This is a genomic window from Streptomyces parvulus, from assembly GCF_014648855.1.
Taxonomy (GTDB): domain Bacteria; phylum Actinomycetota; class Actinomycetes; order Streptomycetales; family Streptomycetaceae; genus Streptomyces; species Streptomyces parvulus.
On the sequence record NZ_BMRX01000006.1, the window covers coordinates 266,462 to 282,692 of the forward strand.

A 16,231-nucleotide genomic window follows, 5' to 3' on the forward strand; every position below is an offset into this window, starting at 1 on the left:
GAACAGCCGGCGGACGGGACGTCAGCAGCCGGCGAGGCGGCTCTGGAGCGCCGACTTCTCGGCGGAGTCGACCGAGAGGTCGTAGTAGTACTTCACCTGGACCCAGGCGCGGACGTAGGTGCAGTGGTAGGCGGTGCGCGAGGGCATCCAGGTGGCCGGGTCCTGGTCGCCCTTGGCCTGGTTGACGTTGTCCGTGACCGCGAGGAGCTGGGGGCGGGTCAGGTCGTTGGCGAAGGACTGGCGCCGGGAGGTGGTCCAGGAGCCGGCGCCCGAGTCCCAGGCCTCGGCGAGCGGGACCAGGTGGTCGATGTCGACGTCGCCGGAGGCGGACCAGGTGGCGCCGTCGTAGGGGGAGTACCAGCTGCCGCTGGTGGCGGCGCAGGAGGAGTCGGTGACGACGCCCGAGCCGTCGCGCTTGAGGACGGTCTCGCGGGTGTTGCAGGCGCCGGACTGGGTGATCCAGTGCGGGAAGAGGTCGCGGTCGTAGCCGGTGCGGTTCTCGGTGGCCACGGTGAGGGAGGCGAGGTAGGTGCGGGCGGTGGCGGCGCTGACCGGGGTGGGGAGGGCGGCGGAGGCGGCCGGGCCGTTGAGGAGCCCGGCCGAGGCTATGAGGCCGGTGAACGCGGCGAGGAAACCGAGACGTCGACGCGCGTAGAACTTCGGCATGCGAACTCCCTTGGGGTGTGGGGGTGTTGGGACGCGGGCAGGGGGAATGCTCGCGACGCCGCATGGCGCGCAGATGTGCGGCCGGTAAGAAGTTAGTGACATGTGCATGGCACGTCTAGAAGCGCGACGGGACTTTCGGCCCTCGGAGCCGCACGGGAGTTCGCGTACTATGGACGGCGCAGAAGGGGAGTAGCTCTTCGCCGGACCGTCGACATACTGCTCAGCTCGTCTGAGCCGGCGCCCGGAGGCGGGCCTCGTGCGCGGGGCCGGCCAGCGAGACCTTCGGCAAGCAGTGCACGCCCGTGCCGCACGGCGGGGGCGGCGAAGTGCGCTGCCGTGCCGAGGTGTCGCGCGAGACGGACCTGGAGTCCGCGGGAATCAGCACTCTCGGTGGGGCGGCCCCGACCGATTGAGGAATCTTGATCAGCCTGACCGTGACGGCGCTCGTCTTCGGCGTCGTCTTCCTCGCCGAACTGCCCGACAAGACCGCGCTCGCCGGCCTCGTCCTCGGCACCCGCTACCGCGCCTCCTACGTCTTCGCGGGCGTCGCCGCCGCCTTCGCGGTGCACGTCGTGCTCGCGGTCGCGGCCGGCAGTGTGCTGACCCTGCTGCCGCAGCAGCTCGTGCACGCGCTCACCGGGGTGCTGTTCCTGGGCGGCGCCGCCGTGCTGCTGATGAAGAAGGACGAGGAGGACGAGGAGGTCCGCAAACCCGAGGACCAGTCCTTCTGGAAGGTCTCCGGGGCGGGCTTCATGCTCATCCTGGTCGCCGAGTTCGGCGACCTCACGCAGATCATGACAGCCAACCTGGCGGCCCGCTACGACGACCCGCTCTCCGTCGGCCTCGGCGCGGTGCTGGCGCTGTGGGCGGTGGCCGGACTCGGCATCGTCGGCGGCAAGGCCCTGATGAAGCGGGTGCCGCTGCGCCTGATCACGAAGGTCGCGGCGCTGCTCATGCTGGGGCTCGGCGTGTGGAGCCTGTGGGAGGCGGTCGCCGGCTGAGCCCGGAGCCCGGAGCGGCGCGGACCGGTGCCGGAGTCGGGCCGGTAGTACGCCACGGTCACCGCCGAGGTGGAGGTCACCGCCGCCCCACGCCTCACCGCGCGCTTGTCCCGGGGCAATCGTGCCGCCCCCCCCACGGTGTGTTGATCGAGGCCGACGTACGACGGGTCGTGAAGGAGGGCGGCGCGGTGGTCGCGACGCGGACGCCGGTGCTCGTGCTCGTGGACGTGGGGGAGGAGGGCCTGGGTGAGAAAGTCGACGCCGGCGGCGTCCGGCCGTCCCGTGCCGTCCCGCGGCCTCGCGCTGGCTGCGGCTCCTGCCGAGCACCTGGCTCCGCGTCACCGCCCGTTCGGCGCTACCGAGGACGAGTGAGCGCTCTCCTGGGAGGTGGTGTGGCCGCTGTCCGGCACGGGCCCGCGGGCGATGCCGCCCACGCGCACCGAGGGACCCAACGACGCCAGTGTCACCCTCCTGGTGCGGACGGCGGGCCTGTGTCTCCTGTTGCTCGGCGACCACAAGCCGCCGGCCCAGCGGGAGCTGGCGCGCTCCCCGGCGGCAGCGGCGCTGGCAGGGGTCGACGTGCTCAAGGTCGCCCACCACGGGTGCACTCGAACGTATCTAGTTGAGGGTTTTCGGCTCGTTCCGCAGAGGGTTATCCCCGATCGGACCGATACTGGCGCTCTTGCATGTTCTCAAGGGGAGGGACCATGGCGCAGAAGCCTGTACCGAAGCATCTGAAGATCACCATCGACTTCGATCTCACGACCGCTGGGTCGACGGTCCGCTATAAGCGGGCGCACGAAGCGTACGAGGTTGCCGTCGAAGCGGCGATCCGTGAGGCGCGAGAGGTGTTGCCGTCCGACAGCATTCGGCAGATCACCAGCGAGATCGACTGGTCGTACCGCTGGCAGAGGACGGATGGCGTCCGCTTCATCCGGCCGGACGCCGCTCCTGAAGAGGAGCACTTGACCGAGGACGACTTCTACTTTGACTTCGAGAAGGGCGAGTGGAGGCGGCAGTGGTTGGATGAGCGCGGCGATATCGTCATAGAAGGCGACTTTGACGACTGAGGGCAGCGCGATAGACGGCTGCGAAGCCACGAACTGCGCGTTCTCAACATGTGGCGCCCCGGCCCCTTCCAGAAGAAGGGGCCGGGGCTCCGCTCACCTCACCAGGTCTGGGGGAGCCGTTAGGGCATGACCTCGTGAGGGGGTGCGGGGGCGGGGGAGTGCTGGTCCACCAGGACGTCCAGTGCGTTGAGGAAGGCTGTGCGGGGCCCGGCGTCCTGCGCCGCCCGGATCACCTGATCCAGGAACTCTTACGCCTCCTCGTCCGTGAGGCGGCTCAACCACGGGAACGCGCTGCTGTACACGGTCAGGCCTTCCGTTCCCTCTTGATCCGATCCTGGCGCGGCACCGTGACGGTCAACTTGCCGGGATCCTGGGTCGTCCATGTCAGGGCCCACGCGTAGATCTCTCGCAGGATGTACGTACCGTCCCGTTTTACGTCGGAGACGATGCCTTCCCTGTGGGCTTCCTCGTCGAAGACCTGGTCCCCGACCCACGCTGAGATCCGCTTCTCGGTCACTGTGCCGGCTCGCACTTCAGCTCGCCCCAGACCTGCTTGCCCCACTGGTAGAGATCCGTACCCCATCGCTCAGTCAGGGAGTCGACCAGGATGAGGCCACGGCCGCGGGGCTGATCTCCGTTGGCGTCGGTCCGCATCAATGGAATGGCCTTCGAGCGGTCGATCACCCCGAGGCGGACCCAGGTCTCGGTGGGCCGCGACACGACGACCCGAATTGAGGCGAGACGACCGTGGTCCACGGCGTTTGAGACCAGCTCCGTGATGACCACCATGGCATCGTCGATGTAGTCCTCCAGGCCCCAGGCGGCCAGAGCGGTCCGGACGAGCCTGCGGGCGACGGCTGCGCTCCCTGGCTCACGGGGGAGGGTCTCGGAGTATCCAGGGTGCCCCGTGGGGCGTGTCGTTGCCATCACAGTCATCAGGACCTCTGGGATGCGGTTGCGGTGTGGCCTTACCTGAGTGAACGGCCAACTGCTTCCCAGGGGTAGGAAAAGCCCGCGCTGCGTGCATTGGCGAGGACCGGAAATTTCCCTGTTGTCCCCGCTACTGATGGGCACTCAGTCACTACCGTGGGCACGTGCAGGGGAATGAGAGCCTCGACAGAGCCATGCAGGAGAGCGGCCTTACCCAGGCCGAGTTGGCCGACAGGGTGAACGCTCAACTGATCTGTGCTGGGCGCCAGGGGACGGTCAGCGATCGCACCGTCCGCAACTGGCTGACCGGAAAGACAGGGTGGCCCCACCCCCGGCAACGCGAGGCGTTAGAGGCAGTATTCGGCTGTACCGCCGGAGAGCTGGGCTTCCGTCCACCGGCGCGAAGACGACCAACCTCGAACCCAGCGGAGGACCCCGTGAGGCGTAGGAACTTTCTTACAGCCGCCAGCGGCACGACGGCCGCCGTAGCGGTTCCCTTTGCTGGGGCCCCGTCCCGGGTGGGTACCTCCGATGTCCTTCGGCTCCGCAGCGGACTGGACGCTTTGATGGCCTTGGACGACACCAGGGGCGGCCATGAGGGCCTGGAACGGGCTGCGCTCTCAGGGGCCGAGGACGCCCTGTCCAAGACGAAGCTCATGGCCACTCAGCGGATCCGCCAGCGGCTGTTCTCCGTCGCTGCCGACTACACCGCTACGGCGGCCTGGAGTGCTCTGGACGCACGCCAGGGAGACCGGGCGGCCGCACTGCTGGGCAAGGCCCTGTACCTCGCCGGGATGGGCCAGGACCCGATCGTGGAGATGCGGGTCTGGAACTCCTACGCGATGCTCGCCCACCAGCGGGGAGAGCACTCCGAGGCCGTGGACTCGGGGCTCGCTGCCCAGACCACGGCCGTCACGAGGCGGGACCCGCTCTTCGCCTCTCTGGCCCATGCGCGGACGGCCATCGGCCACTCGAATCTGGGTGACCGCCAGGCCGCGATCCGGTCTCTGGGGCACGCCCAGGACGCTCTGGGCAAGGCGAAGGAGGGGGAGCCCCGGCCGAGCTGGATGGCCTTCTACGGCACGGCTGAGCTGACCGCTATGCGGGCCATCGTCCTGGACCGGATCGGGAAGTCCGCCGAGGCGGAAGCTGCCTCCCACCTCGCCCTGGGCTCGATCCCCGAGCAGTTCCGCCGCAACCGGGCCCTGGCCACCGCACGGCTCGCCCTCGCGCAGCTCCACCAGCGGGACGTCGACCAGGCGTGTGCCACGGCCTCCAGCGTCTTCGAGCTGATGGCCGGCTCACCGATCCCCGGCCGGATGCGCTCCCTGCTCGGCGACTACTACCGCGACTTGATCACCCTTGCGCCTGACGCGGTGGTCGCTCGAGAGTGGGGAGACCGCTTCCGCACAGAATGGAGCCGAGCTTGAACGCGCCCGAACTGGTGGTCCGCCACTTCACGCACAAGGACCTCCCGGAGATCCGCCAGGCCCTGATCGACATCCACCGTGACGCGTACGCGGACGCCATGGATGACGAGTTCAACCAGCGCTTCCCCTGGTTCGTCAATCATTGGGGCGGCAACCCCGACTTCGCCTGTGTGATCGCGTTCGACGGTGAGGAGCCGGTGGCCTTCGCCTACGGGGCTCCGGCAACGGCTCATCGGGAGTGGTGGCGGGAGCACCTGGAGCAGGTCCCGGACAAGAGCCTGACCTTCTCGTTCTCCGAGCTAGCCGTCCGGACGGAGTGGCGCAAGACCGGCACGGCCGAACTGGTGAGCCGGTCTCTCCTGGACGGCAGGGACGAGGACCTCGTGGTCTTGCTCGTCGACCTTGACCACCCCAAGGTCCAAAATACGTATGAATCGTGGGGCTTCAGGAAGGTCGGAGACCGTCAGCCCTTCCCGGATTCCCCGGTGTACGCGGTCATGCTGGCCGAGCTGCCGCTGAAGTAGTGGGAGGCCTTGCGCGAGGCGACTGTGATGGACTTCGTCATTGATCTGGAGGACTGACAGCCGGCTCGCTGGTGCCGTCGTTCTCGAGAGCGGCGCGGGCCTCTTCCGTGAAGCGGCCAAGGGACCCGCTACGTCTGCTGAAAGCATGAACTCGCCGACTGCAGAGGGTTCATTGGTCATGATGCGGGCACGTACTGAAGCGCAAGCGATCATCACCGCTGTCGTCGCCTCGGCCACAGGCGCTGGTCCCATGACCGACACCAATGCGGCCAGCTTGCCTATGGCGCGCATCTGCGTCATGAGGGCGCCAGGGAGATCGTTGTGGCCTCGGACTAGGAGGTCGACCATTTGCTGACCTGCGGCGAGGAAGTCAGCATACGCCGCTGCACGTGGCTCTCGACGTTCGCGCATACTCTCGAAGCGGCGTTGACATTCGGCCTGCGACTCCTGTGACGTCACCTGAAGGCGAGCCATCCGCAAGGCGAAGCAGCCCGTACCGATGGCCGTCAGTCCCGCCAGACCTCCAACGATGGCCGCACCCACGACAGCCGCAACTCCCGCATCCACGAAAGATTCTCATCAGATCGTCCATGGGCTGAACGGGATATCGCTATGCTGACAGGTTCTGTCGAGCCTGTATGACCTGGAGGTCTGTATGGCTGATCAGCCCTTGAAGGCGCACTTCGTCGCCGATCCGATCGAACTTCCGGACGGCCGTAAGGTCCGGGTCAGCGCATATCCGGACGGGAGTATCCGTTTCCGGGTGGACGGACTGCCGTACGTCCTGACGGAGGCGTACCTCAGCGGCAACCCCGAGAACGACAAGGCAATCCTGAAGATCTCGCCCGGCAAGCAGGGAAGCAACGCGTCTCATAACTACGCGGAGTGGCTGGAAGAGAAGAACGGCAAGTAGATGACGAAAGCCCCCCGATCTCCATGCAGGAGATCGGGGGCGCGTGCCTGCGATGACCTACGAGGCGGGCTCGTACTCCACGGTCTGCATCCCGCATCCTTCGGCGATGCCGTTGAGCGCCTCGCGCTCCCGATCGTCGACCGTCAGCTCCCAGCGCAGCCTCGTGGCCACCCAGTCCGCCGCGTACGCGCAGCGGCCATGGCCAGCGGCGGCAGCCAGTCGGCCGGATCCTGGTCAGCCTTCGACCGGTTCGTGCGGGCGGTCACCGCAACCAGAGAGCGTTCGGCTTCGAGATCGTTGGCGTACGCCTCGCGGTGCTTGGTCGTCCAGGCGGAGGCGCCGGAGCCCCGCGCCTCGGCGAGCGGCACCATGTGGTCGATGTCCAAGCCGCCCGGGGCGGTGACCGTCACACCGTCTTGGCACGAGGACTCACCAGAGGAGACCTTGCAGCCGGCCTCCACCGTCGGCTCGGTACGGGACTCGGCGATCAAGACCTCTGCGCGGGTGCTTCTGACGGGCGATCTCGTTTCTGCTGACGCCGTCAGCGTGGAGCTGACGGAGGCGCTCCTCGTCTCTGCGGAGATGATTCGGGACACCGCCGCTCACCCCCTCACGTGCGTGTGGTGACGGGTTACAGGTCGAGAGCTGACCGTCCTACAGCTCTGAATCGCCTGTGGCGCTACAGGGATTCTGGGATCGTGGAGTTGTGGACCCGGAATTCCTTGCAATTGCAGCAACAGCCGCCTCAGCGATCGCTGCCGCCGGAGGCTCTCAGGCGTATGGCGCTCTGGTGAGTAAGTGGCTCAAGCGAGATGTCGACACAGAACGGGAGCGCCTGCGCACCGAGGTGTTGGGCGAGACCAGCACCTCAGACGAATCGAAAGGCGATCAGGAAGCTGGTGCAGCTCCGCGGCCCACCGCTGACCAGCGTTTTGCAGCCCTGCTGATCGAATACTACGCGTATGGGCTCACCCAGGCCCGGCGGAGTTTCAGCGTCAGTCTGACCTGCTCCGTAGTGGGCGGTCTCGTTCTGATCTTCGGTATCGGCATGGCGATCTTCAGGGCCGAGACCACAGGTGACTTGTACGCATCGGTCACGGCCAGTGTGGCTGGTCTCCTGATGGCGGTCATCGGGACCTTGTTCCACCGACGGGCGGACCTTGCGCTCAAGCACATGGAGTCGCAGACCGAGTCGCTCCGGCAGGACATGAAGGTCGAGCGGGATGCCGGTCAGGCGATCCGACTACTGGAAGAGGTCGACGACCCAGCACTCAAGGCCCATCTCCAGGCGGCGTTGATCCTGAAGTTCTCGGCGGCGCAGCTGCCGGAGCTGGTCGGCGTACTGAAGCCGGCTGATCCTCTGTTGGAGCCCAGCCGCAATGGATCAGTGCCCCAGCAGCAGTCGGAGATCTCGACGTCCTGACGTCCGTGAGAGCCGGGAGTCGTTGTAGTGGGCCCGAGGGGTCTCCCAGGCCTCTTCTTCGTCGCCGCCCTCCGTCAGACAGCGCTCCTGGGCCCTGACGGCGCCGGCGAAGTCCGTCAGCTCTCCGGCCGTGATCGTCAGGGCGGCATTGGACGGATCACTCCTTCCAGGATTGGGCATCGTCGCTAGGTCTGCGTACAGGGCGAAGAGGTTGATGTTCTGGACGATGGCCATCGAGACTCCGTGGTGTGGCAGTTCAGAGGCTGAAGAACTGGTGACGCCCCCTGACGCCCGCCCGTATGATCCCGGGATGCGTATCTCGATCGGGTTGGGGCCCGTCAGGGTGTCGGGACGCCTGAGCGGCGGAGGCCGTAGGCCTCGCCGACTGACGGACCAGGAGGTCGCTCGGCGGGCCTCTAGGATCAGATGGCCGCGTCGAGTGCTGAAGCTCGACCGGCAGCCAAAACGGAAGGCCGCTGCGCCTCTGGATCCCGACACGGTCGCCACGACGACGTACACGGTTTGGGCGACGCCCACGCGGGACGGCTGGGACCTGAACGTGCAGAGCGGAGGTCGTGCGACGTGCAGGCACCTCGGTGAGGTCGAAGACATAGCGCGTGAGCGCATCGTCTTCTACACCGGGATGCCGCCGGAGCGCATCCTCCTGGACGTGAAGCGGGCCTGAGTCAGGCGCCAGGGACCAGCACGCGCTTGGCCTTGGCCCTGGTGGCCTTCTCGGCCTGCGTAACGTCCAGATAGCGGAAGAGCTTCTGGCCTCGGTGATCGAGGCCCTCGACTTTCAGGTGGCCTCGGCGGACCCAGCTGTAGACCGTCACGACGGTGACACCCGTCAGGTCGGCGGCCTCTTGGTCCGTTAATCAGAGTTCGTCCTCCACTGAAGCCCTCGCGTACATGCGACAGGCCCCGGTCCGCCAACAGCGTCGGGGCCTACACGAGGACGTACGTTTCCTGCTGTGCTCGATTGTGCGGTCGTTCGTTAGGGAAGGTAAGTACTGATTCTGGCGGGCTTTATGGCGGTGAGGGCGGGGCGTCTACCTCTCGTGGGTCGACGTTCGCGGGGTCGTGCATGAGTCTGGCTCGCCCCGGGGTGTGCGCACTGAGCGCCGCGTGGACCTTCGGGCCGTTTCGGCGGCCCGGTGGCGCGATCCCCCGTCTGTTTTGTACCGTGGATGAACAAAGTGGCTCCCGCCCGTTCTCCCTGACCGGCGGGCGGGGCCGCCTTGTTTCCTCCCCGCACCCTGGAGACTGCCGATGACGGCCACCGCCACCACCGTCCTGCCCGCCCGTGCCCTGCTGCTCGACATGGACGGCACCCTCGTCAACTCGGACGCCGCCGTCGAGCGCGTCTGGCGGCGCTGGGCCGACCGGAACGGGCTGGACGGCGACGAGGTCCTGAAGGTCGTCCACGGCCGGCAGGGCTACGCCTCGATGGCGCTGCTGCTGCCGGACCGCCCCATGGAGCAGAACCACGCCGACAACGCGCGCATGCTGGCCGAGGAGACCGCCGACACCGAGGGCGTCGTGGCGATCCCGGGGGCACCGGACTTCCTCGCCGCCCTGCGCGACCTCCCGCACGCCCTGGTGACCTCCGCCGACGTGGCGCTGTCCACCGCGCGCATGGCCGCCGCCGGTCTCGCGCTGCCCGACGTCCGGGTCACCGCGGAGTCGGTCGGCGCCAGCAAGCCCGATCCCGAGGGCTTCCTGAAGGGCGCCGCCGAACTGGGCATCGCCCCCGCGGACTGCGTCGCCTTCGAGGACTCCGGCGCCGGCATCACCGCCGCGCGCGCCGCCGGGATGCGGGTCGTGGGCGTGGGCCCGCGGGCCGGCTTCCACGGTCCCGACGTGGTCGTCGAGGACCTGACGGCGGTACGCGTGGAGGCGGCCGCCGGCGGCGGGCTGCTGCTGCACATCGGCTGACGCCCGCCGGCCGCCCCGGCCGGACCCGTCAGGGCTCGCGCGTCTCCGTCTCCAGCATGCGCCGGGTGTCGGCCCCGTAGACGCCGAGACCGTCGGAACGGATGCCGCGGGCCCACTGGTAGGTGCGCACCGCGTCCTCGACGCGGCGGTCGTAGGTGCCGTGGGCGTCGCCCATGTACAGGTACAACTGGCGCAGCCGCCGCTGGAGTTCCACGACCTCCGGGCCCTGGTCGCCGCGGCTCAGCGCGGGGCCGCCGTAGAAGTCGGGCTCGTCCTCCTCCGTCGGCTCCCGCGGGGCCTCCTCGGTCGCCGTGGCCGTCGGGGTCGGCGACGCTTCGGCCGGTGGTGAGGGCGAGGGCGAGGCGCTGGACGCCGACGGGGACGGTGACGCCGAGGGGCTCGCGCTCGCGGAGGCGGAGGCCGACGGGGACGGTGACGCGGATCCCGCCGCCGGTGCGGGGGCGGTGCGGGGCCCGCCGCTCGGGGTGGCCTCGCCGGTCGACGGGTCGGGCACGCTCGCCCGCACCTCGTCCGGGAGCGCTCCGTCCCGTGACGGCGCCTCGTAGGAGAACAGCCCGCTCGCGTACCCGGCGGCGCCCATCACGACGACGACCGCTCCGGCGGCGCTCAGCAGTACGCCCTTGCGCCGCCCGCGGGCGCGGCGTCCGCCGGTGCCGGCGGCGGGGTCCGCGGGGTCCGGGCCGGACGGCACGGGTGCGGATGCGGTGACCGGGGTCTCGAACAGGCGCAGGTCCTGCGCGCTGGGCGGACCGGCGGAGGGGGCCAGGGGCGTGGGCAGCGGCGAGGTGGCCTCCGTGGCCGCGCCCGCCCCGCCGCCGGTGCCGACGGCGCGCAGCGTCATCGTGGCGTCGGGGTCTTCGCCCCACGAGGCGGCGCGCCTGACGACGCCCTCCCGTGGCGAAGTGGCGCGAGCCGGCCCGCCGTTCACGGGAGGCTCGGCGCCCGACGCCGGGTCCTGGGGTGTCGTGCCGGGGGGTGCCCCCTGTGGAATCGCGTCGTGTGGAGTCGCGCCCTGTGGAGTCGCGTCGTGTGGTGCGGTGCCTTGCGGGGGCATGGCGGGCGGCGCCGCGTTCTCCGCCTCAACACCGTCCGGTGTGGGGCTCGTTGGTTTCTCGCCGTGCGGTGTCGCGCCCTGCGGGCCCGCGTCCCCCGGTTCAACCGCGGCCGGTACCGCGCCCCCCGGCGTCACGCCTCGCGGCGTCCCGTCCGGTGGTGTCACGGCTCCCGGTGTCCGGTCTTGCGGCGCCGCGCCGTCCCGGGCACCCGGGGCCGCAGGAGCGTCCCCTGCGCCCGCGGACGACGCCGCGGCGGGCGTCCCCGTTCCGTCCGCCGCCGTGCCGGCCGTACGGCCCCCGTCGCCGTCGAGTTCGACGTACGGCCGGATGCGCAGCGGGTTGAAGTCCTCGGCCGCCGCGGCCTGGGCCGTGCGGGCCTCGCGCAGGGCGTCGGACGCCCGTGATCCGCAGCCGCAGGAGGGCGTGTTGTCCGCCTTCCTGGGCGCGCCGCACTCCGGGCACGAGGCCCCCGTGGGCCGCTCCTGTTCCACGCGTCCGTCCCTCCCCTCGCGACTCCCCTCGCGAACTCCAGAGATTATGCAGAACTTCTCCACACTTCCATCCGCGAGCCCCCCGGAACGCCCGCTTCCCCAGGTGGAACAGGACCCTCAGGAGTCGGCGCCGAGCCGTTTCGTGAACCAGTGCTCGGCGTACGGGCTGTCGTTGTGCGCCTCGGTCTCGGCGTATCCGAGGCGGGCGTACAGGGCGCGGGCCTCGGCGAGGTCGCCGCGGGTGTCGAGGATCATCCGGGTCGCCCCGAGCCCCCGGGCCGCGTCCTCGGCGGCCCGCACGAGCAGCGCCGCGCCGCCTCTTCCGCGTACCGCCTCGTGCAGGAAGACCCGGGTCAGCTCGGCGGTGGCGGCGTCCAGCAGCCGTACGCCCGAGGTGCCGGCCGCCGCACCGCCGTACCGTGCGACCAGCAACAGGCCGCTGGGCGGGGCGAGTTCGGCGCCGGAGGTGGCCGCGATCTCCCGTTCCAGCTCGCCGGGGTCGGTGCGCCGGCCCTCGTGCAGCAGGTACCAGCGGTCGCTGACCTCGGTGTAGTACGCGCGCCAGAGGGCGGCGGCGACGGGAGAGTCGTACGGTTCCGGGGCGATGGTCCAGGTCATGGAGCGCATTGTCGGGAGGGCACGGGTACGGCGGGCAAGCGCATTTCCGCGTCCGGGGACGGGCGGTGCGCGGCGACGGCCGTTTGAGGGCGCGGTCCGGGGCAACACGAACGTGCGAACCGGCCCCGTTCGGAGAGCCGGTAGGGCCGATATCCGGAAGGCACTCATGTCCACAGGCGTGATCATCGCTTTGATCGTGATCGTGGCGGCCGTGCTCGTCGTCGCGGCCGTCTTCGCCCAGCGCGCACGAGGTCCCCAGCACGGGAGCCTCAAGCGCCGCTTCGGGCCCGAGTACGACCGGGCGGTGGCCCGGCACGACGGCGACACCAGGGCCGCCGAGCGTGAACTGGGCGAACGGGTGCAGCGGCACGGTTCGTTGCAGATCAGGTCGCTGGAAACCGCCGAGCGCGAGCGCTTCGAGGCCCGCTGGACGGCGGCCCAGGAGCGCTTCGTCGACTCCCCGAGCGAGGCCGTCGGCGAGGCGGACCGGCTGCTCGCCGAGCTGGCCGGGGTCCGGGGCTTCCCGGGCGGCGACCAGTACGAGGAGCAGTTCGCCGCGCTGTCCGTGCACCACGCCCACCACGTCGACGGCTACCGGCGGGTGCACCGCGCGACGCACACCCGTGCCGACGGCGCCCACGAGGGCGGCGCGAACACGGAGGAGCTGCGCGAGTCCATGGTCGCGGCCCGCGCGCTGTTCGAGGAACTGGTCCGGCCGGGCCGGCACGAGAGCGCCCACCCCCGGACGCCCGCCACGCACACCGGTGAAACCGCCCCCGCCGCCCGCGCCCCGCACACGTGGTCGCTGGGCAAGCGCCGCCCGAAGGAGAGCTGAGGCATGCCCGACGTGACCCGGAACCCCGACGAGAACCCCGACGCCAAGGCGTCCCGCATCCGCCTCCCCAAGGCCCCTCCGGCCCGCGAGGCGACACCCGAACCCGGCACCGCGACGACCCCCGGCACCGCGACCGCACCCGGCACCGCACCGGCCCCCGAGGCGCCCCCCGCGCCGAACGCCGGCGCCCCGCTCAAGGAGGCCCCGGTCACCGCGGTCACCCCCGTCACGCCGGCCGCTCCGGACCCGACCGCGGCCCACGGCGCCTCCACCACCCCCACCCCGGACGCCACCGCCGCACCGGCACGCGAAGGAGCCGTACCGGGCCGCGAGGGTGGCGTTCCGGGCCGCGAAGGCGCCGTACCGGGCCACGAGGGCGCCGTACCGAGCCGCGAGACCACCGCACCGTCCACGCACGGCACCGCGGCCACCGCGCACGGCACCACCGCCTCCACGCACGGCACCGCCGCCTCCGCCCGCGAAACCGCCGGCGGCGGCACGCTGCTCCCGCACGACGAGGGCGACAAGCTCGGGGAGCGGCTGCACCACGCCGTGGCCGGGTTCGTGGACGCGCCGCGCGAGTCGGTCGAGGAGGCGGACCGGGTCCTGGAAGAGGTCGCCGCCCGCCTGGCGGACGCCGTGACGCACCGCCGCCGCAGCCTGCGCACCTCCTGGCAGGACGCCGGTGCGGACGGGGCCGCGGCGAGCACCGACACCGAACAGCTCCGACTGGCCCTGCGGGACTACCGCGAGCTGACGGACCGGCTGATGCGCCTGTGACGCGCGGGCGTCAGCGCTCCGCCCGGCCCTCCCGCCACCGCTCCACGACCTCGTCGACGTCGTAGGGCTTCATACCCAGCGGGGGGCCGGGCGGCGGCTTGAGCATGACGTCGCGGATCTTGACGTTGACCGCCTCGATGATCCGGCGCACCACCCGCTCCGACGGCGCCTTCAGGGCCGCCTCCAGCGAGTCCTCCGCCTCCTTGCGCAGGGCCAGGGTGGGCGGCAGCACGGAGAAGCCCTCGCGGGCCATCTTCCGCTTCACCCACCACAGTTCGTCGTAGGTGCTGTCCAGCTCGCTGGCGAGCGGCTTGCCCGCACCGGACAGGGCGGCGAACTCGCCTCGGGCCTCCGCCTCGCGGATCTGTCGGTCGACCCAGGACTCGAAGTCGACGCCGGGTGGCTTTCGCTCGGTCATGACCCCATTGTGCCGGACACCGCCCCGGCGGCCGATCTATCATTCGGCGGCGGAGCAACGCCGGACGTCCTGAGGCCTTCGAAGGAGCGCACGTGCTCGAACTGACCATGGCCACGGTCACCGCGGCGGACGCGGGCGCCACGGCCGGCATGCAGATGGCCGAGGCGCCCAGTGAGCCGGACGCGGTGCTGCGGGTGGGACGGGACAGGTCCGTGTGCCGGCTCTCGACGCCGGAGGACTGGCTGTTCGTCTCCCGGGTCCACCTGGAGTTCCGGTGCGGGCCGGACGGGACGTGGCGGCTGACCTGGCTGCGCGGCTCGCAGCCGGAACCGTCCTCCGAGGTCCGGCTCACCGTCGGCCCGCACGAGCAGTCGCTGGCTTACGGCGGCACCGTGCCGCTGCCCAGGGCCGGGAGCGGGGAGATCGTGATCCAGGACCGCGCGGAGCCGCGCAGCGTCAACGTCGGCTTCTACCATGAGGTGTAGCGCCGCGTGGACCCTCAGCGGGAGTCGGCCGCGGGCGCCGAGCCGGGGAGCGGCCGGCCCGCGGACTCCGTCATGAACCACACCGCCACACCGCCGACCACGGCCGCCGCCATCATGTAGTACGCGGGCATCATCATGTCGCCCGTGGCCCCGATCAGGGCCGTCACCACCAGCGGGGTGGTCCCGCCGAACAGGGACACCGACACGTTGAAGCCGATCGACAGCGAGCCGTACCGCACCCGCGTCGGGAAGAGCGCGGGCAGCGCGGCCGGCATCGACGCGGTGAAGCAGACCAGGAGCAGGCCCAGCGCGGCCATGCCGAGGCCCACGGCGACCAGGCTGCCGTCGCGGATCAGCAGCAGCGCGGGGACCGACAGCAGGAGAAAGCCCGCACAGCCCGCCGCGATCACCGGCCGCCGCCCGACCCGGTCGGTCAGCGCGCCCGCGAACGGCTGGACGACCATCATCAGCGCCATCACGGCCAGCACCACCAGCAGCCCGTGCGTCTCGTCGTACTCCAGCTCGCTCGTCAGGTAGCTGGGCATGTAGGACAGGAGCATGTAGTCGGTGACGTTGAAGACCAGCACCAGGCCCACGCAGAGCAGCAGCGCCCGCCACTGACCGGTGACCATCTCCCGCAGCGGCACCTTGGGACGGTTCGTCTCCGCCTTCGCCATCTCGGCCGCGAAGGCCGGCGTCTCCTCCAGCCGCATCCGCAGGTACAGCCCGACGATGCCCATCGGCCCGGCGATCAGGAACGGGATCCGCCATCCCCACGAGGTGAGGTCGCCGTCCGAGAGCAGCGCGGTCATGAGGGTCACCAGACCCGCGCCGCCGATGTACCCGGCCAGCGTGCCGAACTCCAGCCAGCTGCCGAGGAATCCGCGCCGCTTGTCCGGGGCGTACTCCGCGATGAAGGTGGACGCGCCCGCGTACTCGCCCCCCGTCGAGAAACCCTGCACCAGCCGCGCGACCAGCAGCAGCACCGGAGCCCACACGCCGATCGTGGCGTACGAGGGGATCAGCCCGATCGCGAACGTGCCCGCCGCCATCATGATCATCGTCAGGGCGAGCACCTTCTGCCGCCCGACCCGGTCGCCGAGCGGTCCGAAGACCAGGCCGCCGAGCGGCCGGACCAGGAAGGCGGCCGCGAAGGCGCCGAAGGTGGACAGGAGCTGCGCCGTCGGGTTGCCCGACGGGAAGAAGACCTTGCCGAGCGTCACGGCGATGTAGCTGTAGACGCCGAAGTCGAACCACTCCATCGCGTTGCCCAGCGCCGCCGCCTTGACGGCACGCCTGACCAGCGCGGGATCGGTGACGGTCGGCTCGGCGCCGGCGGGCGACGGGGACGCGGAGGGGGACGGGGACGGGGACGAGGTGACCGTGCGGGACGAATGCGCGGCGACGTGGGCGGCCGACAAGACTTCGCTCGCCTACCTTTCGACGGGGACAGGGACACCACGACCCGCACGGCGGCGCTGTCGCCGGGCCGGAAAGAGCCCGCGGCTCTCGGCCGCGGGCTGAAAAGCGACCATAGGCGCTGAAGCGCCGCTTACGCCCGGTATGCTTTTCGTTGCACTGTGCACCAAAACGGCGTACACGCAGGGGACATCCGCGTGCCGCTCACCGTTTC

The 16,231-nt window shown here is 70.5% G+C and carries 19 protein-coding genes and 3 pseudogenes; 12 read left to right on the plus strand and 10 right to left on the minus strand.

Annotated elements, in window-relative coordinates; translation table 11 throughout:
• Positions 1 to 21 precede the first annotated feature (21 nt).
• Positions 22 to 666, minus strand: a complete 645-nt coding sequence (locus IE108_RS13315; protein ID WP_064727669.1) for an HNH endonuclease family protein — start codon at positions 664 to 666, stop codon at positions 22 to 24.
• 419 nt (positions 667 to 1,085) lie between these two features.
• Between IE108_RS13315 and IE108_RS13320 the strand changes: the two genes are divergently transcribed.
• From IE108_RS13320 to IE108_RS13325, 3 genes and pseudogenes are all read left to right on the plus strand, one after another.
• Positions 1,086 to 1,667, plus strand: a complete 582-nt coding sequence (locus IE108_RS13320; RefSeq protein WP_064727668.1) for a TMEM165/GDT1 family protein — start codon at positions 1,086 to 1,088, stop codon at positions 1,665 to 1,667.
• A 375-nt stretch (positions 1,668 to 2,042) separates the two neighbouring features.
• Positions 2,043 to 2,405, plus strand: a pseudogene (locus tag IE108_RS35230) (hypothetical protein); the annotation flags it as partial.
• Positions 2,375 to 2,737, plus strand: a complete 363-nt coding sequence (locus tag IE108_RS13325) for a hypothetical protein (RefSeq protein ID WP_064727667.1) — start codon at positions 2,375 to 2,377, stop codon at positions 2,735 to 2,737. The pseudogene IE108_RS35230 and the gene IE108_RS13325, both read left to right, overlap by 31 nt.
• 304 nt (positions 2,738 to 3,041) lie before the next feature.
• On the opposite strand, the gene IE108_RS13330 is transcribed toward IE108_RS13325, so the two are convergent.
• Together IE108_RS13330 and IE108_RS13335 are read right to left on the minus strand one after the other, a co-directional pair.
• Positions 3,042 to 3,254, minus strand: a complete 213-nt coding sequence (locus IE108_RS13330) for a hypothetical protein (RefSeq protein ID WP_079163497.1) — start codon at positions 3,252 to 3,254, stop codon at positions 3,042 to 3,044.
• Positions 3,251 to 3,664 (minus strand): ATP-binding protein, encoded by a 414-nt coding sequence (locus IE108_RS13335; protein ID WP_308433781.1) that lies wholly within the window; start codon positions 3,662 to 3,664, stop codon positions 3,251 to 3,253. The genes IE108_RS13330 and IE108_RS13335 overlap by 4 nt, the downstream gene beginning before the upstream one ends.
• 167 nt (positions 3,665 to 3,831) lie before the next feature.
• Between IE108_RS13335 and IE108_RS13340 the strand changes: the two genes are divergently transcribed.
• The 3 genes from IE108_RS13340 to IE108_RS13350 all read left to right on the plus strand — a co-directional run bounded on the left by IE108_RS13340 (position 3,832) and on the right by IE108_RS13350 (position 6,534).
• The gene (locus IE108_RS13340; RefSeq protein ID WP_506410174.1) at positions 3,832 to 5,097 is read left to right on the plus strand and encodes a helix-turn-helix domain-containing protein; all 1,266 of its coding nucleotides are present in this window, start codon (positions 3,832 to 3,834) and stop codon (positions 5,095 to 5,097) included.
• Positions 5,082 to 5,621, plus strand: a complete 540-nt coding sequence (locus IE108_RS13345; RefSeq protein ID WP_064727663.1) for a GNAT family N-acetyltransferase — start codon at positions 5,082 to 5,084, stop codon at positions 5,619 to 5,621. The genes IE108_RS13340 and IE108_RS13345 overlap by 16 nt, the downstream gene beginning before the upstream one ends.
• 655 nt (positions 5,622 to 6,276) lie before the next feature.
• The gene (locus tag IE108_RS13350; RefSeq protein ID WP_064727662.1) at positions 6,277 to 6,534 is read left to right on the plus strand and encodes a hypothetical protein; all 258 of its coding nucleotides are present in this window, start codon (positions 6,277 to 6,279) and stop codon (positions 6,532 to 6,534) included.
• Between the two features lie 57 nt (positions 6,535 to 6,591).
• On the opposite strand, the pseudogene IE108_RS13355 reads toward IE108_RS13350, so the two are convergent.
• Positions 6,592 to 7,043, minus strand: a pseudogene (locus tag IE108_RS13355) (HNH endonuclease family protein); the annotation flags it as partial.
• A gap of 197 nt (positions 7,044 to 7,240) precedes the next feature.
• On the opposite strand from IE108_RS13355, the gene IE108_RS13360 reads away from it, so the two are divergent.
• On the plus strand, positions 7,241 to 7,957 hold the full coding sequence (locus IE108_RS13360; protein ID WP_159394603.1) for a TRADD-N-associated membrane domain-containing protein: 717 nt from the start codon (positions 7,241 to 7,243) through the stop codon (positions 7,955 to 7,957).
• Here the strand turns inward: IE108_RS13360 and IE108_RS13365 are convergent.
• Positions 7,919 to 8,191: a hypothetical protein gene (locus tag IE108_RS13365; RefSeq protein ID WP_159394602.1), complete on the minus strand. Its 273-nt coding sequence runs from the start codon at positions 8,189 to 8,191 to the stop codon at positions 7,919 to 7,921. The genes IE108_RS13360 and IE108_RS13365 overlap by 39 nt on opposite strands.
• A gap of 205 nt (positions 8,192 to 8,396) precedes the next feature.
• Between IE108_RS13365 and IE108_RS13370 the strand changes: the two genes are divergently transcribed.
• Entirely contained in the window at positions 8,397 to 8,642 is a 246-nt protein-coding gene (locus tag IE108_RS13370) for a hypothetical protein (RefSeq protein WP_064727659.1), read from the plus strand.
• 1 nt (position 8,643) lies between these two features.
• Here the strand turns inward: IE108_RS13370 and IE108_RS13375 are convergent.
• A pseudogene (locus tag IE108_RS13375) lies at positions 8,644 to 8,823 on the minus strand (hypothetical protein); the annotation flags it as partial.
• A 406-nt stretch (positions 8,824 to 9,229) separates the two neighbouring features.
• Here IE108_RS13375 and IE108_RS13380 point away from each other — a divergent pair.
• Entirely contained in the window at positions 9,230 to 9,895 is a 666-nt protein-coding gene (locus IE108_RS13380; protein WP_064727658.1) for an HAD family hydrolase, read from the plus strand.
• A gap of 28 nt (positions 9,896 to 9,923) precedes the next feature.
• Here IE108_RS13380 and IE108_RS13385 read toward each other — a convergent pair whose 3' ends face one another.
• Both IE108_RS13385 and IE108_RS13390 read right to left on the minus strand, forming a co-directional pair.
• Complete coding sequence (locus tag IE108_RS13385) at positions 9,924 to 10,757, minus strand: peptidoglycan-binding domain-containing protein (RefSeq protein WP_226483580.1); 834 nt, start codon at positions 10,755 to 10,757, stop codon at positions 9,924 to 9,926.
• 822 nt (positions 10,758 to 11,579) lie between these two features.
• On the minus strand, positions 11,580 to 12,080 hold the full coding sequence (locus IE108_RS13390; RefSeq protein ID WP_064727657.1) for a GNAT family N-acetyltransferase: 501 nt from the start codon (positions 12,078 to 12,080) through the stop codon (positions 11,580 to 11,582).
• A gap of 166 nt (positions 12,081 to 12,246) precedes the next feature.
• Here IE108_RS13390 and IE108_RS13395 point away from each other — a divergent pair, with 166 nt between their 5' ends.
• Both IE108_RS13395 and IE108_RS34815 read left to right on the plus strand, forming a co-directional pair.
• The gene (locus tag IE108_RS13395) at positions 12,247 to 12,915 is read left to right on the plus strand and encodes a hypothetical protein (protein WP_064727656.1); all 669 of its coding nucleotides are present in this window, start codon (positions 12,247 to 12,249) and stop codon (positions 12,913 to 12,915) included.
• A gap of 3 nt (positions 12,916 to 12,918) precedes the next feature.
• Positions 12,919 to 13,695 (plus strand): hypothetical protein, encoded by a 777-nt coding sequence (locus IE108_RS34815; protein WP_229851799.1) that lies wholly within the window; start codon positions 12,919 to 12,921, stop codon positions 13,693 to 13,695.
• A gap of 10 nt (positions 13,696 to 13,705) precedes the next feature.
• Here IE108_RS34815 and IE108_RS13405 read toward each other — a convergent pair whose 3' ends face one another.
• A complete protein-coding gene (locus IE108_RS13405) occupies positions 13,706 to 14,113 on the minus strand; it encodes a DnaJ family domain-containing protein (protein ID WP_064727655.1) in 408 nt (135 codons plus the stop codon).
• Positions 14,114 to 14,205: 92 nt separating this feature from the next.
• On the opposite strand from IE108_RS13405, the gene IE108_RS13410 reads away from it, so the two are divergent.
• On the plus strand, positions 14,206 to 14,598 hold the full coding sequence (locus IE108_RS13410) for an FHA domain-containing protein (RefSeq protein ID WP_064727654.1): 393 nt from the start codon (positions 14,206 to 14,208) through the stop codon (positions 14,596 to 14,598).
• 14 nt (positions 14,599 to 14,612) lie between these two features.
• On the opposite strand, the gene proP is transcribed toward IE108_RS13410, so the two are convergent.
• Positions 14,613 to 16,019 carry a glycine betaine/L-proline transporter ProP gene (gene proP / locus IE108_RS13415; RefSeq protein ID WP_064727653.1) on the minus strand — a complete coding sequence of 469 codons (1,407 nt, stop codon included), beginning with the start codon at positions 16,017 to 16,019 and terminating at the stop codon, positions 14,613 to 14,615.
• Positions 16,020 to 16,231: the final 212 nt, after the last annotated feature.

Excerpts from the sequence above, each read along its gene's own strand:
- IE108_RS13345 (WP_064727663.1), top strand. The coding sequence starts at position 5,082 with ATGGAGCCGAGCTTGAACGCGCCCGAACTGGTGGTCCGCCACTTCACG.
- IE108_RS34815 (WP_229851799.1), top strand. The coding sequence starts at position 12,919 with ATGCCCGACGTGACCCGGAACCCCGACGAGAACCCCGACGCCAAGGCG.
- IE108_RS13390 (WP_064727657.1), bottom strand. The coding sequence starts at position 12,080 with ATGACCTGGACCATCGCCCCGGAACCGTACGACTCTCCCGTCGCCGCC.
- IE108_RS13405 (WP_064727655.1), bottom strand. The coding sequence starts at position 14,113 with ATGACCGAGCGAAAGCCACCCGGCGTCGACTTCGAGTCCTGGGTCGAC.
- IE108_RS13315 (WP_064727669.1), bottom strand. The coding sequence starts at position 666 with ATGCCGAAGTTCTACGCGCGTCGACGTCTCGGTTTCCTCGCCGCGTTC.
- IE108_RS13350 (WP_064727662.1), top strand. The coding sequence starts at position 6,277 with ATGGCTGATCAGCCCTTGAAGGCGCACTTCGTCGCCGATCCGATCGAA.
- IE108_RS13335 (WP_308433781.1), bottom strand. The coding sequence starts at position 3,664 with ATGGCAACGACACGCCCCACGGGGCACCCTGGATACTCCGAGACCCTC.
- IE108_RS13365 (WP_159394602.1), bottom strand. The coding sequence starts at position 8,191 with ATGGCCATCGTCCAGAACATCAACCTCTTCGCCCTGTACGCAGACCTA.
- IE108_RS13395 (WP_064727656.1), top strand. The coding sequence starts at position 12,247 with ATGTCCACAGGCGTGATCATCGCTTTGATCGTGATCGTGGCGGCCGTG.
- IE108_RS13385 (WP_226483580.1), bottom strand. The coding sequence starts at position 10,757 with ATGACGCTGCGCGCCGTCGGCACCGGCGGCGGGGCGGGCGCGGCCACG.
- IE108_RS13380 (WP_064727658.1), top strand. The coding sequence starts at position 9,230 with ATGACGGCCACCGCCACCACCGTCCTGCCCGCCCGTGCCCTGCTGCTC.
- IE108_RS13325 (WP_064727667.1), top strand. The coding sequence starts at position 2,375 with ATGGCGCAGAAGCCTGTACCGAAGCATCTGAAGATCACCATCGACTTC.